The sequence below is a fragment of the Arcticibacterium sp. GJ41-1 genome (genome assembly GCF_055808875.1).
This window is the reverse complement of sequence record NZ_CM147888.1, coordinates 3,830,938-3,846,910: the sequence shown is the minus strand read 5'-3', so window position 1 is coordinate 3,846,910 and position 15,973 is coordinate 3,830,938. Positions and strand designations below refer to the sequence as shown.

Sequence of the window (15,973 nt, the reverse complement as noted above, 5' to 3'; positions counted from 1 at the left end):
CAAAACTTTCAAATGCCACACAGTACATACCTTAATTTCAACCTTAATTTTAATTATATGCAAAAAAAACTACTGAGAAGTTATTTGCTGAGAGGGTTTAAAACAACCTGTTTATTAGTGTTTGCTTCGCTAGTATTTCTTCTTCCTGCGGAGGGCTTTGGTCAAAGCTCCTTAAAAAAGATTTCAGGAAAGGTAACTAGTGAAGACGGAGAGGGTGTTCCGAGCACCAGTGTTTTAGTGAAAGGCACCAGCAGAGGTGCAGTAACCAATATTGATGGAAACTTTTCGATAGAAGCCAGCAGCTCTGATGTTTTGGTTTTTACTTCCATTGGTTTTGACAAAGAAGAAGTTACTGTTGGAAATCAAAGTATCATAGATGTTACACTAAGAGAGAGTACCAACTCTTTAGATGAGATAGTGGTGGTAGGTTATGGTTCTTCTAGTAAGCGTTTGCTTTCTGGAGCTCAGACTAATATTGGAGAGTCAGAATTAAAAAAGACGGTAAACACTACTTTAGATCAAGCACTACAAGGTAGAGCACCTAACGTTTTTGTGGCGAGTAACTCTGGTAAGCCAGGGGGAGCTGCGGCGGTATATATTAGAGGTTTGTCTACCATTAATGGTAATAACCAACCAATGTACGTGATTGATGGTGTTCAGATTATACCTCAAGACGGGCCTACACAAGGTATAGGTTCTGATGGTCAGTCAAATATTCTATCTACCATAAACCCTGATGATATTGCTTCTATGAACGTTTTGAGTGGTCCTTCTGCTCAATCGATTTATGGGTCTAAAGCATCTAATGGAGTAATTGTGATTACTACTAAGAAAGGTAAAGCGGGTGATGCGAAGGTTAATTTTACAACCATGTATAATTTCCAAAGCCTTCCAGACCAACTTCCAATGATGAATTTGCAGGAGTATTCTGTTTATAGCAATGCATGGGCAGACGAAGTAGGCTACGGTCATAACATGGAATTTGCAGACCCATCTATATTAGGACAGGGTACTAACTGGCAGTCGGCTTTATTTAATACAGCCGCTATGAAAAAGCAGCAGTTTTCTATGAGCGGTGGTACTAACAAATTGACGTACTACATTTCTACAGAGCTAATGAATCAAGAGGGTATTGCCCCTAATTCTGGCTTTAACAGAAAGTCTTTTAGAATTAACTTAGAGAGCCAAGCTAGAAAGTATCTGAAAATAGGAACAAACCTTTCTCTTTCAGGAACTAAAGAGAACCTTTCTATTAATGAAGATAATGTAATTAGTACGGCTATTCGCCAGTCACCTAACGCACCTGTTTATAACGCTGATGGTACTTTTGGAGGACCACAAGATGTGATTCCTGGTCAGTATTCAGCTAAGATTACTAATCCTGTGGCGTTGGCTTATACTAACTCTAATGAGTTTAAGCGTATGACGGCCTTTGGTACTATCTATGCCGATTTAAACTTTTTGAAAGACTTTACGTTCCATGCAGAGTTTAACGGAAATTATGGAAGTGACGCTCGTGCTATTTTCAGACCATCATATTCTTTTGGTACAAATGAACTGACGCAAGGTGCTGTTAATCCTATTTCTACCTCAGAAAGATATAGCGGTAATAATTATTTCTGGAGTTCTAACCAGCGAATTCAATATGCCAAAACGCTTTTAGAAAAACACAGTGTCAATGTAATAGCAGGTCATGAGGCACAGTACTCTTTTAATGAGCAGCTTTCTGGTAGAGTTACTGGTTTTACAAACAATGCATTGTCTGAGTTAAGTCTTGGTGACCCTAAAACTTCATTAAGTGGAAGTAGAAGAGATGATAACTCTCAGGAGTCATATTTTACAAGATTAGGTTATGTATATGACGATAAGTATATACTTCAAGGAACCTTCAGGGCAGATGCTTCTTCATACTTTGGCCCAAATAACAGATGGGGTTTCTTCCCATCAGTATCTGCGGCATGGAGAGTCTCTAAAGAAGGTTTTATGGAAAATGTAGACTTTATCAACGATTTGAAACTTAGGTTTGAGGTTGGTACTACAGGTAACCAGTATTGGGGAAAAAATACTTACGCACCTTTGAGTACAGCTGCTACGCAGTCTGGTCAAGGTTTCTTAGCGGCAAGGTTTCCTAATCCAGATATTAAATGGGAAAACACTACAACCTATAATGTTGGTTTTGACATGAATATGTTGAACGACAGAGTTCAGGTGGTTTTTGATGCTTATTTAAGAAGAACTACCGACTTGATTACAGACTTGCCTTTACCAGCTTATGCAGGTACAGTGGGGCAGGGTAGTATTGGAGCACCAGTGGTGAACATTGGCGATATGGAAAACAGAGGTTTCGGAATTGCCCTTAATACTACACCAATCAGAGGTCAAAAATCAAGTGACCTTACTTGGCGAAGTGATTTCAATATCTCTTTTGACAGAAATAAGTTATTGAAATTAAATACAGATAGAGCCATTATTGACAGATTTCCATGGTATACTAGAGTGATTTCTCGTTCTATTGTAGGGCAGCCTTTATTCCAGTTTTATGGCTACAGAGCTGATGGCCTAATAGAAGATTATAACGATTTAATTACGGCAGCACTTCCTACCGGAATTCACATTGACCCTGAGCAAGCTTGGGTGGGTGATGTGAAGTATGTAAACCTTGACGAAACGGAATACTACGACCCAGCTTTGGGAGAAAATATTCAGGTGATTGACGATAAAGACAGAACATTTATTGGTAATCCATGGCCTAAGTTTACGTTCGGTTTTTCAAACTCATTATCTTATAAAGGATTTGAATTGAATGTGTTTACGCAAGGAGTTTACGGAAACCAAGTGTTTAACCAGTTGAGATTTGACAACAGTTCTTTCAGAAACTACATACATGGAGCATACCAAGAGGCTGTAACGTTTGCAAGACCAAGCGGAACAGAATTAGACGAAACTTTGACCCTATTAAACCCAGGAACAGAAGTTCCTAGAATCTCAGGAACAAGTTATGGTAACAGTGGCCGTGCTACAGATAGGTTTGTAGAAGATGGTTCTTATATAAGAATCAAAAATATTCAGTTGAGCTATTTCGTGCCAAAGTCAGTAATGAAAAAGGTATTGCCATTTAATGGTGTAAAAGTGACGGCAGGTGTGCAAAATGCATTTACGTTTACTAAGTACTCTGGTTATGACCCAGAGGTAGGTACTTCTGGTGGCGTTCCAGGATTTGACAATGGTCGTTATCCTTCTTCTAGAATGTACACTATGTCAGCTTCTTTTGATTTTTAATAGTACCATAGATAATTTTTAATATTCAGAAAATGAAAAGATATAATTTATTAAAACTCTTATTTGTTGGTCTAACGGTCTTTGGCTTTACTTCTTGTAAAGAGTCGTTTTTAGAAACGCCTCCCTTAGATAATCTTACAGCTCCAGCATTTTTCAATACAGATGCCGAGTTAATGGCGGGTACAGCTGCACTTTATAATAAAGTATGGTTTGGTTCAAACGGACAGGCACTCCTTTCTTTTGGAGATGGGCGTGCGGGCAATATGTTATCGCCTTATAACTCTAGCTGGGAGCAGTTTTATCAGTTTAACGTGTCAAACACAAACTCTGATTTAAGAAACTCTTGGAACTCGTTTTTTACCATTGTAGCTCAGTGTAATGTTTTGATGTATAACGTAGAAACTTACGCAAAACCTGAGGTGAGTCAAGAAGCCAAAGACAGGGCAATTGGCGAAGCAAGATATATGCGAGGTGTGGCGTATTACTATTTAGTACAAAACTGGGGTCCTGTGCCTATTATTACTGATAACCTTAAGCAAGGTGCCGATACTACACTTGCCCGTAATACGGTAGAAAGTGTTTGGGAGTTTGCTATTAGAGATTTGCAGGCAGCTGCAGAATTACTTCCTACTTCATCTCCATCGGGTAGTGGAAGGTTGAATTCTTATTCAGCTAAAGGAATGTTAGCAAGGTTTTATTTGACCAGAGCAGGGCTAGGTTCTTCCAACGGTCAAAGAGACCAAGGATATTTGGATAAAGCCAAAGAATTAGCAAAAGATGTGATTGATAATGGTCCTTTCCAGTTAATGGAAAACTATGCAGATTTGTTTTTAACCGCCAATAATAATAACCCTGAGCAGCTTTTCGGTTTGCAGTGGGTAAGTAATGGTGGTTATGGTTCTGGAAATCAATTTCAGTCTCAGTTTGCGGCAAATAGTCAACTAACCGGATTTCAAGATGGTTGGGGTGGAAGCAACGGAGCTTCTTATGATTACCTAATCAACGCTGACCCTAAAGACTCTGTGAGAAGAAAGGCTACGTTTATGTTACCAGGAGACCATTATCCGGAATTGATAAAAGCCGATGGCGGATACAGAGTACCTGTACCTGCAGATGATGCTTGGGCTACCTTTGCCAACTTTAAAAAGTATATAGTAGGTACTCCTGATGATAATGGCGGACTAGGACAGCAGCAAAATGCTCCTAATAATACCTACATGCAGCGTTTGGCAGATGTTTATTTTATCTATGCAGAGGCCATTTTGGGAAACAATGCATCTACCAGCGACCCTGAAGCATTGAAATATTACAATGCCGTAAGAGAAAGAGCAACATTAGAGCCCGTAACATCATTCACTTTAGATGATTTGTTACATGAAAGAAGGTATGAATTTGCTGTAGAAGGTGATGCATGGTATGATATGGTGAGGCTTTATTACTATAACCCGCAGAAGGTGATAGATATGATTAGTAATCAAATACGTGGTATTTACACCATACGTATAGTGGAGGGTACTGGAACACCTCAAAAGAAAAGAGAATTTGAGTTTATAATTCGAGATGAGGAGAGTTTTACTTTGGTGCCTTCTAAGTTTTATCTGCCTATTCCAGATACAGAAACAGCTCAGGCTCCTAACCTTTTAAAAGACCCTGTTCCTTACATGTTTAACTAAAATTATTTTTCAGAGAAACCCTAGTTTCTCAATATAAAGACAAGAAAAATGAAAAAAGAGAATCAATATTTATATAAGAAAATTTCGGGCATGGCCATATTGGTGATGTTAGCTGGGATTTCGTTTCTTTCCAGTTGCGAAAAAGACGATTCTGGTATACCGGGATTTAGCACGGGTACGCCTGTCATAAGCGGTGTGTATCTTTTAGATACCATCAGTAGCTATAGCGATAGCGTCATTTTAGGTGCCGAGCCTTATGACCTTTTGGTAATAAAAGGAAGTAATATTGGTGGAGCCGTTTATGTCTATTTTAATGGATATCAAACAAGCTTTAACCCTACTTATAATACAGACGAAGCTCTTATTATAAGACTTCCTGCAGAAGCACCAACAGACGAAACAGCTACTAATCAAATCAGAATTGTGACTTCTCATGGTGAGGTGGTTCATGACTTTAAGGTTATAGCCAAACCTGCTGTTTATTCGGCAGATAAAATCACTTTTGGCGAAGGACGTGGAAATATTACACTGAAGGGTAAAAACTTTGCCGATGTAACTTCTGTGGTATTTACAGGTACTACAGAGTCAGTAGAGATAGTAGGAAGAACAAAAGATAAGGTGGGTGATGAAACTATGACGCTTAAGTTTCCCCAAACTAGCCTTACCCAGGTGAGATTAGATATCACAAACAGTAGTGGAACCATCACTACCACTGGAAATGAGTTTGTAAATGCTGACGAGGCTTTCCATATTTTTACGGATAGTATTGCAGACGGCTTTGATAACGGTTCTTGGGGTGACCCACTTATTGTTAATACTGACGAAGCATTTGCAGGAGAAGCTTCTATGTCAAAAGTTTTTGCAGGCGGAAACTGGCATTTAGCTGCATTAGCTAACTGGTGGCCATCTGTAGAATATGATGCAGATTACAAGTATTTGACTTTTGCTATCAAAGGTGGCACAGTACCAATGTCTCTTTGGATTCAGTCTGATGCATCTAACATTGGCTTTGGTGAGTTTGCTGATAAAAACAAAATTGATGTAGCTCCAGGCATTTGGAATTACTATAAAATTGCGATAGAAGACCTTGATTTTTGGTACCCAGGAACCACGCTTAAACAAATAGGCTGGAGGATTCAAGGACCAGACGAAAGTGAGACTTTCTATTTTGATGATGTAATGTTATTAAAGTAATGAGATAATTGAGTTTGATTTTAGATAGTAGTCAGCGTTTTGCCTGGCTACTATTTTTTTGCCTATTATTTAAGAAACTTAGTCTTGTTTTTCTTAGTGTATAATGAAATATATCAAAGTTAAAGTATGGGTTATTTTCATTGCTTGTCTTTCCCTTTCTTGCGGAAAAAAGCAAGAACCTCTTTTTGCTCTACTCTCGGCTGAGCAGTCAGGTATTACCTTTTCAAATGATATTACCGAGACCAACAGGCGTAATGTTTTTAGTTTTGAATACCTCTATAATGGCGGAGGTGTAGCCCTTGCCGATTTTAATAACGACGGCCTTACCGATGTTTACTTTACAGGAAATCAGGTGAGCAATAAACTCTATCTTAATAAAGGTGGAGCATCACTAAGTTTTGAAGATATTACAGAGAAAAGTGGTACAGCAACAGCTGATAAATGGTGCTCAGGAGCCACAGCAGTAGATATTAACAATGACGGCTTCATGGATATTTACGTTTCTGCTACCGTAAATGAGTCTAGAAGCAATGTCTTTTTTATTAACCAAGGACTTGATGAAACAGGAATTCCAGTTTTTAAAGATTTGGCAGCAGAATATGGTGTAGCAGATAACAGCCATACCACCAGTGCAGCCTTTTTTGATTATGACAATGACGGCGATTTAGACCTTTTTCTTTTGGTCAATGAATTGGAAAAACACGGTTACCCAAATAAGTATGAGATAAAAGTGACCGATGGCTCTTCCAAAAGAACGGATAAGCTTTTCCAAAACGACGGCACTAATGAAAATCCACATTTTACTGACGTATCAAAGAAAGCAGGAATACTGAAAGATGGCTATGGATTAGGCATTAACATTACAGACATTAACCAAGATGGATGGAAAGATATTTTTATCACCAACGACTTTCTATCGGACGACATTCTATACATAAATAATCAAAACGGCACCTTTACAGACCAAGCTGCGGCTTATTTTAAACATACCTCTTACTCTGCCATGGGTAATGACGTGGCCGATTTGAACAATGACGGATTGGTAGAAATAGTGGCATTAGACATGCTTCCTGAAGAAAACTATCGGAAGAAAATGATGGTGCCAGCCAATAATTATTCTACCTATCAGAATAATGAAAAGTATGGTTACAATTATCAATACGCCAGAAATACACTTCAATTTAACGCTGGCGTCAATCCTGTGACCAAGACACCTCTTTTTAGTGAAATAGGTCTGATGGCAGGCATTGCTGAAACGGATTGGAGCTGGTGCCCTATGCTTGCAGATTTTGATAATAATGGATTCAAAGACATTATTATAACTAATGGTTTTCCTAAAGACATTACTGATTTAGACTATGTGGTGTATGGCTTTCAAGCAGCCGTGCAAAGAAAGGCTCCACTAGAAGAGCTGTTAGCCCTTTTGCCCTCTAGAAAAGTGGCGAATAAAGCTTTTAGAAATACGGGGAATAAAGAAATTCCTGCGTTTGATGCTGTAGGTGAGGTATGGGGAGTAGCACAGCCAAGTTTTTCAAATGGTGCGGCCTATGCCGATTTGGACAATGACGGAGACCTGGATTATGTGGTCAATAATATCAACGAACCTGCCTTTGTTTACCTAAATAAAGGGCAAGAGAATAGCTCATTTCTAAGAGTTAAATGTGAAGGACTAGAGAATAACATCAACGGATTAGGAGCGGTTATTAAAATCAAATATGGCGAGAATGAAACCCAGACTTATGAGAATACCCCTTATAGAGGCTATTTATCAACTATAGAGGATGTAGCTCATTTTGGTTTAGGAAAGGTAGAGGAGGTCAAAGAGTTGACTGTTACCTGGCCTAGTGGGAAGGTTTCTAAACTTCAGCATATCAAAGCAAATCAAACACTAAAGATTTCGGAAAAAGATGCGGTGGATTTGGAGGAGGTGGAGGTTTCAACTCAAATGCTATTTAAAGATATTATAGAAGAACTCAATATTGATTATATCCATAAAGAAGAAGACTATATAGATTTCGATATTCAAAAACTGATTCCTCATAAGTTTTCGCAATATGGACCAGCTTTGGCGGTGGGAGATATTAATGGCGATAAGCTAGAAGATGTTTTTATAGCTGGAGCAGCCAATTATCCAGGTACTTTTTTAATTCAAAAGAAAGAAGGTGGTTTTGAAAGGAGAGCCTTTGATGATTCGCATAAGGCTTCTGAAGATGCTGGCGTGCTACTTTTCGATGCAGATGGCGACCGAGATTTAGATTTATACATTGTGAGTGGAAGCAATGAATTCAAGGCGACCAGTGCAAATTATGAAGACAGACTTTATGAAAACGACGGTAAGGGTACTTTTACTTATCTGAAAGATGCTTTGCCTAAAAGGAGGAAAAGTGGTTCGGTGGTAAAAGCGGCCGATTTTGATAAAGATGGTGACCTAGACCTATTTATAGGAACAAGGCATACGGTAAATGCTTACCCAGAAGCCGCAAGTAGTTTTATTTTAAGAAATGACTCTAAAAAGACCATCAAATTTAATGATATCACGGCAGGCTTAGCTCCTGATTTAGTGGATGTTGGTTTGGTTTCTGATGGCATCTGGACTGACTTTGATAATGATGGCTGGCAAGATTTAATAGTAGTGGGCGAAGCTATGCCCATCACCTTTTTTAAAAACGAAGGTGGTAAAAGTTTCAGCAGAATTCATAACAAAGTTTTAGACCGTCAAACGGGCTTTTGGAACAGTTTAACTGCAGGTGATTTTGACAATGATGGCGACATAGATTATGTGGTAGGTAATCTTGGATTGAATAACAATTTCAAAATTTCAGAAGAAACACCGCTTACCATTTATGCCAAAGATTTTGATAAAGATGGCGTGTATGATGCCATTACTACCGTTCATTATTTAGGAAAAGAAAATGAGAAGGAAGAAGTGCCTTTTAATGTTAGAGACGATTTATTTAAACAAATTAATGCCTTAAGGCAGCGATTTGACTCGTATGAAAAATATGCCAATTCGTCTATTTATGGCGTTTTTGCTAAAGATGATGTGAAAGATGCCTTGGTTTTAAAAATCAATACGGTAACAACATCTTACTTAGAAAATAAAGGAGATGGCGACTTTGAGCTAAAAGCGATGCCTTTATTGGCTCAAACGGCACCCGTTTTTGGAATGCTAGTAGAGGACTTTGACCAAGACGGTTTCATAGATGTTTTAATGACCGGAAATGACTTTGGTAATGAAATTTCTGTAGGGCGTTTAGATGCTCAAAATGGACTTTTACTAAGAGGTGATGGAGAAGGTGGTTTTATACCGAAAAGTATGGGTGAAAGTAATTTTGTAGCTTCTGGTGATACCAAATCATTGGTGAGAATTCAGAATGCTGTTGGTCAAACCATGGTTTTGACTTCACAAAATAGAGGTAGTCTAGGAGCCTTTTTGCTATCAGGAGATAGAAAGAAAGTAGAGGCAAATCCGAATGAAATATATGCCATAGAAAGCCTGAAAAGTGGGCAAGAAAGAAAGATAGAAATACAGAATGGGAGCTGTTTTACTTCACAATCATCACGAAGCTTACTGCTTTCAAAGCAAACGGTTTCTGTGCAGTTTTTTGATAAGAAAGGTGCTACCAGAGAAATAATCTATTAACGGATTTTGATACTAAATAATATGCTAATAATTAATACCGTAAAGTTTAAGGTAACTGCCCTTTTAAGTGTTGTTTTCTTGCTCTCGTGCTCTAAGAATTCTGTAGAGCCTGAGATTGAGACGCCTGTAGAAATAGTCCCAATTGCTCCGGCAGTTGACCCAGAATTGGCTACTTCTATTGGTTTCTTTTTGGACGACTGGCAGCCTAAAGCATATACAGCTCCTGACTTTATAGATGGAACAGCACCTTCTTCTACTACACATACGGTAACGATAGATGCCTCAGATATTGTTACCAAAATTCCGAATAAGATTTTTGGGCATAATGCTAATACTTGGATGGGGACTTTTGAAGGAGATGCGGGTTTTATCAAAGATGTAACCAACCTTAATCCGCAGGTTATAAGATGGCCGGCAGGAAGTGGAAGTAATGTTTATTTCTGGAACACTTATCCTGTAGACGACCCCAATGTGAGTGGTTTTAAAGAAACGCCACCTGCAGAATATATGGAGAAATGGGGTGTGCCTAGGCAGTTTATGAATGAAGATGGTTCTGTTACGGATGCTAGCTTTTTCTATGGTCAAACGAATGATAACTGGCGTGCTTCTTTGGAGAATTATTATAGTATGTTGGTTAGTACTAAGAACGAAGGAAGTATATGTGTAAACTACAGTTTTGCTAGATACGGAACCAGTAAAGATCCCGTGGCTATGGCGGCTAAACTAGCCGCAGACTGGGTGAGATATGATAATGGACGTACCAAACTGTGGGAAGTAGGAAACGAAAACTATGGTACATGGGAAAAGGGGAATAGGATAGATGTAAGTAAAAATCAAGACGGGCAGCCTGAGTTTTTGACGGGGGCATTATACGCTAAACATTTTAAAGTTTTTGCCGATTCTATGCGTAATGCGGCTGCTGAAATTGGTTCTCAGATTAAAATAGGGGCGGTTATGCAAGAGTCTGAAATACAAGACTGGCAATCTAATACCACCAAAACATGGAATGAGGGACTGTTGAAAGAGATAGGGGGTGAAGCCGATTTCTATATTGCTCATAATTACATTACGCCTTATAATGAAAATTCGGAAGCGGCTAATATCCTGAAAGATGCTATAGCCTTGCCAGAAAAAATGATGGGTTTTATTAATAATGAAATAAGCAAATATGGCGGGCAAGAGAAGCCAATAGCTTTCACAGAATGGAATATGTGGGCCAGAGATAGAATGCAGCAGGTGTCTAACACTAGCGGTGCCTTTGCGGTTATAGTGCAGGGTGAGTCTATAAAAAACAAGTATGGAATGGCAGCCAGATGGGATTTATATAATGGCTGGGAAAACGGCAATGACCATGGTTTGTTTAGTGATGGTGGAAGTCCTGAAGACCCAAGAATGAATGCAAGACCATCGTTTTATCACATGTATTATTTCCAGAAAACAATAGGAGATAGGTTAGTGAAATCTGATGATAAAGCTGTAGGAGCGATGCCGACTGCCGTAAAATCTTATGCTTCAACGTATAGTTCTGGTGAGGTGGCCGTGGCTGTGGTAAATACCACGGGTACGCCGCAAAACGTAGAAATAAAGACCACAAATTTTAATGCAGGCGAAAGGTATTATTGGTATAATTTGGCAGGAGGGACGGATAATGGCGATTTCTCGAGAAAGGTGATAGTGAATGGAAATGCACCTTCAAATGGAGCCGGTGGTCCATCAAATTATGCAGAGATAAAAGCAAAATCAGCAAAGACGAGTGGCGGTATTAAGATAACAGTACCTGCCTGGAGTTCTGTTTTTGTAATGATTGATAAGTTGGAACAATAATGTTTTAGACTTCTTTGTCACACTTTTTGCATGAAGAGCAAAAAGTCCGCCAAAGAAAGGTTTGTGATGTTAAGATGTTTTCTATTCATCTTAAGCCCCTTCAGGGCTTTTGGAATCACGAATATCTGATATACAAAATCCAACAAGTCCCGTTAGGGACGAAACCTCGGTAGAAAAAATAAGACAACAAGGCAAAAAAGTCCCGCTAGGGACGTAACCTCGGTAGCAAGAAAAAGGAAGCAACAACATCCAGCAAGTCCCGTTAGGGACGAAACATAGGTAGAAAGGAAAAGGAAGCAACAAGGCCCAAAAAGTCCCGTTAGGGACGTGATATCGGTAGAAAAAGAAAGCAAAAAAGTCAAACAAGTCCCGCTAGGGACGTAACATCGGTTCGAAGAAAAACAAAGTAGCAAAATCCAACAAGTCCAGCTAGGGACGAAACCTCGGTAGCAAGAAAAAGAAAGCAACAAGACCAAAAAAGTCCCGCTAGGGACGCAACCTCGGTAGCAAGAAAAAGGAAGCAACAACGTCAAACAAGTCCCGTTAGGGACGTAACCTCGGTAGCAAAAAAAAGAAAGCAAAATCCAGAAAGTCCCGTTAGGGACACAACATCGGTAAAAACAAAATCAATAAATTCCCATACCCTTCCTTGCCTCTTCAACCTTCTGATAAACCGGGCAATCTTTATCATGCGGTGTAGGTAGGTACCCTGTGCTTTGAAGAAATTCATTGACAATCTCTCCACCTACAAATTTGAAACGTTTTTTGAAAACTTTTACCCATTCCTCTTTGGTGAGCGGATGGTTAAGCTCAATCCAATTTTTAAAGCTTCCATGCTCTTTTTGTAGCTCCAAAATCACATTGGCATTATGAATGGCGGCGTTTACTTTTAGTTTGTTTCTGATAATTCCAGCATCAGAAAGAAGCCTTTCCCTTTCATCTTCAGGGTAAGAGGCTACTGTGGCTATATCAAAGCCGTCATAAGCTTTAAAGAAATTGTCTTTTTTGACCAGAATGGTATTCCATGAAAGACCTGCTTGATTTATTTCTAAAATTAAACGTTCAAAAAGCTCATTGTCGGTTTCTAAAGGGAAACCGTACTGGAAGTCGTGATAATATTTATGGACATTATCTTCAGGTAGGTCTTGACAAAATTTACAGTACGACATCGCTTTTTTTGTTTAAAATTAAGGAATTAGGTCTTAGTAATTTGCTAATGAATTTAGCTTTAAGGCTAGACTTTATTTCGTTTTTGAAGAGATAACTTTGCTTTAGCTCCTTTAATGCGTCTTATTCTCAGAAATGAGTTTGACCATATTCCTGTTAAATACAGGCAAATCATCAGCTAGAAGAGCGAAAAACTCCTTATCAGCTTCTTCCACTTTAAGAATAGCATTTTGAAGTACCTCTGCACCCGATTTGCTTAGCTGGATAACCTTGGCTCTGGTGTCTGTTTCATGTTCTTTACGACTAAGAAATTTTTTAGATTCCAGTGTACGCAAGACTTTGGAAACCATCATTCTGTCTAGGTTTCCTTGGTTGGCAATATCTACTTGAGTCACCTTATCGTTTTCTCTAGAAAGCCAACCTAATGCTGCCAGAATAATAAACTGCGTGTGCGTTAGATTTAATGGGTCAAGGGTCTTTTTTAGTTTTCTTTGCCACTGTATAGTGACTTGTCCAAGAAGATAACCAGGGCTGTCGTTTGGACTTTTAAAGCTGAATTCTATTTTTTTAGACATGGGTTTGTTGAAGCATTTTGGTCGAAATCAAATCGAAGTCGTGCTGTTTGATTTCAAAGAAACCAAAACGAAACGGATATCCCCAATACTTTTTGTTTTCAATAAAGTCCAAATCATTTATTAAGGGCAAGATGGACACTTCTGTACTTGGTATAAAGCTAATACGTCTTCTGAATGGGCGAAAATTGGGAGATATTTCAACTTGAAACAGCTCATCGTCTTTTACTTTCCCTATTGCCGTAAATTCTTGGCATTTATCCGGCTTCCCTAAAGTCATTTTTCCTGAGTAAAATAGCACCATGTCGTCTTTTTGCATTTGTTTTAAGGAAGTTGCTTTTCCATGACAGGCTTGTGCTATGCCTTCGGCTAGTCCACTTTCTACATGGTCTTTTGAGGCTACTATAATCCAGTATTTCTGTTTCATGAGATTTACTTAAGTTTTAGAAAAGTTAGTTTATAACCATCTGGGTCTATAACATGGAGAGCTTTACCAAAAGGTGTAGGCATGATTTCTCCTAAAATACGGACCTTTTTCTCAACGAATTTGGTTTGAAGTTCCTCAATTTTCTCATCGATGGCGAACCAAGTAGATACGCCCTGTCCAAGTTCCTTCTCATCTATGTTTCCGAATGGTTTTCTAATAGCAAAACTGGCGTCTCCCTTATTGAACTTAAAAATGACAGCATCGGGATTTTTAAGTTCTGAAACTTCAAAGCCTAGCTTTTCGGTGTAGAAAGCCTTTGATGCTTCCAAATCTCTTACCTGAAGTGATGTGAATTCTAATCTTCTCATTTTGTATTGTTATTTTGTTGCTGCAAATATAGTATACACGACAACTAAAATGCAAGTTTTTTCAAGAATCTATATTTAGCAGTGAAGACTAAGTGAGGAAGCTTACTTATTCAATTTGGCGAAAGCTCTTACAGGAAATGTCCCAACGCCTTTAAATTTTGGCGGAACGGCACTAAAAGTAAAAACATCATCAGGAAGTAAACTTAGGTTAGAAAGATGCTCCACTATCAAAATTTCTGCACCTAAAAGAGTGGTGTGTACGGGTCTGCTTTTACCTCGGGTGTCGTCAATGTTATGAGAATCTATGCCTACTAGTTTTACAGAACAATCTCTTAAGTAAGTGGCAGCTCCTTCGGTCAAATAGGGATTGTTTTCAAAATATTGGTCAGTGTTCCAGTGTTTATCCCAGTCGGTTTGAATCAAAACTGCCTTGTTTTTGATATCATAGTTTTTAAGATGTTCCTCCGTTATCTCTATGGTTTTCGAAAAAGGTACACGTATAACCACTGCGTCTATATCCACAAAACGCTCCAATGCCATTTGTGAGAGGTCTTTCCCGTCTTCATATCTATGAAACGGACAATCTATATATGTACCGGTATTAGTAACCATTTCTATCTTACCAATCTGAAACTGTGTACCCTCTTCATAAAACTTTATGGAGTCTTCACGGCTCATGTAGTCGCATATTATAGGAGCTGGGAGACCTTTGTAGGTAATAAGACCATCTTCAATAGTGTGGCTTAAGTCGATAAAGGAAGTGCTGGTCTTGTGTGTCATTGAAAGTATGATTTTTGATTTCTAATATTAAGGTTTTGTCTTAATATGAATGTTAGTTATAATCGTTTTTTCCTGAAATTGATTCTTCATGTGATACTAAATCGTGATTTAGGCCAATTTAGTGAAAGGCGAAATACTCTTGAGTATTGCTTTTGACAACTATTGCCTTCAAAACTCCACCCATCGGGGTTGTATTTCTACACTTTCCGCAGTAAGAGTTTGTGAAATAATGCAGGAATAGGCTTTTAAGAACCCTGAGTACAAATCAAAACTTTTACAATTATGAAATACGCGAAAATTATTATTGGTTCTATATTCGTTACAACGTTTGTTTTCGGATGTAGTGACAGCTCAGAATCTGAGAATACAGCCATGACAGAGGACATGGAAATGATGGATAACACCGGTGACATGGAAATAGAGACTACTCTGGCTACAAACAACTCCATAGCGGAAGACAAAGTAATATTTACAGACGAAGTTTATAATAACGAAGTGGCTTATAACTTCCCACTAGCAGACACCATTGCCAAATACAGTACAGAGGGTAGAACAGGTAGTTTACTTTCAGACTGGATGAAAACTTATGCCAAAGATTTGAACGCTAATTTAAATCAAGAGGCCACTGTTTTACACTTTGGAGAAGGGGTAATAGTAGCCTTAGATAAAGGTGATATGTATGGCGTAGAAGATTTTATTCTTAATGAAGACGCCAAAGCTGCACTAAGAAAACTAGCTTTTAATTTACAGCAAGAGCCTAATACTTATGTGCTAGTAGCTGGTAGAACAGATGCTTCGGGTTCTGCAGATTTTAATGAGAAATTAGCTTTTAGAAGAGCGGCGATTGCGGCCAATTATCTTAAAGGATGTGGGATAGACGAGAGCAGATTCTTTATAGATAGCTATGGTGAGAAATATCCTGACTATCAGAACAGCTCTAAAATAAATAGAGACAGAAACAGACGAGTAGATTTCTTGATTCTCCCTTCAAACGAAATGAGAGATCAAGCCGCAGAAGCAGCATAGAAACAGGCTCATTTACATAA

The 15,973-nt window shown here is 38.6% G+C and carries 11 protein-coding genes; 6 read left to right on the top strand and 5 right to left on the bottom strand.

Annotation, left to right across the window (positions count from 1 at the left end):
- Window positions 1–57: 57 nt before the first annotated feature.
- The 5 genes from AC0L6O_RS15990 to AC0L6O_RS15970 all read left to right on the top strand — a co-directional run bounded on the left by AC0L6O_RS15990 (window position 58) and on the right by AC0L6O_RS15970 (window position 11,613).
- Window positions 58–3,279: a SusC/RagA family TonB-linked outer membrane protein gene (locus AC0L6O_RS15990; protein ID WP_473303743.1), complete on the top strand. Its 3,222-nt coding sequence runs from the start codon at window positions 58–60 to the stop codon at window positions 3,277–3,279.
- A gap of 32 nt (window positions 3,280–3,311) precedes the next feature.
- Window positions 3,312–4,952 (top strand): RagB/SusD family nutrient uptake outer membrane protein, encoded by a 1,641-nt coding sequence (locus AC0L6O_RS15985; RefSeq protein ID WP_473303742.1) that lies wholly within the window; start codon window positions 3,312–3,314, stop codon window positions 4,950–4,952.
- Window positions 4,953–5,000: 48 nt separating this feature from the next.
- Window positions 5,001–6,146, top strand: a complete 1,146-nt coding sequence (locus AC0L6O_RS15980; protein WP_473303740.1) for a cell shape determination protein CcmA — start codon at window positions 5,001–5,003, stop codon at window positions 6,144–6,146.
- A 103-nt stretch (window positions 6,147–6,249) separates the two neighbouring features.
- Window positions 6,250–9,789 (top strand): VCBS repeat-containing protein, encoded by a 3,540-nt coding sequence (locus AC0L6O_RS15975; RefSeq protein WP_473303739.1) that lies wholly within the window; start codon window positions 6,250–6,252, stop codon window positions 9,787–9,789.
- A 21-nt stretch (window positions 9,790–9,810) separates the two neighbouring features.
- Window positions 9,811–11,613 carry a hypothetical protein gene (locus tag AC0L6O_RS15970; RefSeq protein ID WP_473303737.1) on the top strand — a complete coding sequence of 601 codons (1,803 nt, stop codon included), beginning with the start codon at window positions 9,811–9,813 and terminating at the stop codon, window positions 11,611–11,613.
- Window positions 11,614–12,239: 626 nt separating this feature from the next.
- Here the strand turns inward: AC0L6O_RS15970 and AC0L6O_RS15965 are convergent.
- The 5 genes from AC0L6O_RS15965 to AC0L6O_RS15945 form a co-directional block, all read right to left on the bottom strand.
- Complete coding sequence (locus AC0L6O_RS15965) at window positions 12,240–12,782, bottom strand: DNA-3-methyladenine glycosylase I (protein ID WP_473303735.1); 543 nt, start codon at window positions 12,780–12,782, stop codon at window positions 12,240–12,242.
- 111 nt (window positions 12,783–12,893) lie between these two features.
- Complete coding sequence (locus tag AC0L6O_RS15960) at window positions 12,894–13,355, bottom strand: MarR family winged helix-turn-helix transcriptional regulator (RefSeq protein ID WP_473303733.1); 462 nt, start codon at window positions 13,353–13,355, stop codon at window positions 12,894–12,896.
- Window positions 13,348–13,779 (bottom strand): EVE domain-containing protein, encoded by a 432-nt coding sequence (locus AC0L6O_RS15955; protein WP_473303731.1) that lies wholly within the window; start codon window positions 13,777–13,779, stop codon window positions 13,348–13,350. Before AC0L6O_RS15955 ends, AC0L6O_RS15960 begins: the two co-directional genes overlap by 8 nt.
- 5 nt (window positions 13,780–13,784) lie before the next feature.
- Window positions 13,785–14,147: a VOC family protein gene (locus tag AC0L6O_RS15950; protein WP_473303729.1), complete on the bottom strand. Its 363-nt coding sequence runs from the start codon at window positions 14,145–14,147 to the stop codon at window positions 13,785–13,787.
- A gap of 102 nt (window positions 14,148–14,249) precedes the next feature.
- The gene (locus AC0L6O_RS15945; protein WP_473303727.1) at window positions 14,250–14,927 is read right to left on the bottom strand and encodes a cyclase family protein; all 678 of its coding nucleotides are present in this window, start codon (window positions 14,925–14,927) and stop codon (window positions 14,250–14,252) included.
- Between the two features lie 282 nt (window positions 14,928–15,209).
- On the opposite strand from AC0L6O_RS15945, the gene AC0L6O_RS15940 reads away from it, so the two are divergent.
- Entirely contained in the window at window positions 15,210–15,953 is a 744-nt protein-coding gene (locus AC0L6O_RS15940) for an OmpA family protein (RefSeq protein ID WP_473303725.1), read from the top strand.
- Window positions 15,954–15,973: the final 20 nt, after the last annotated feature.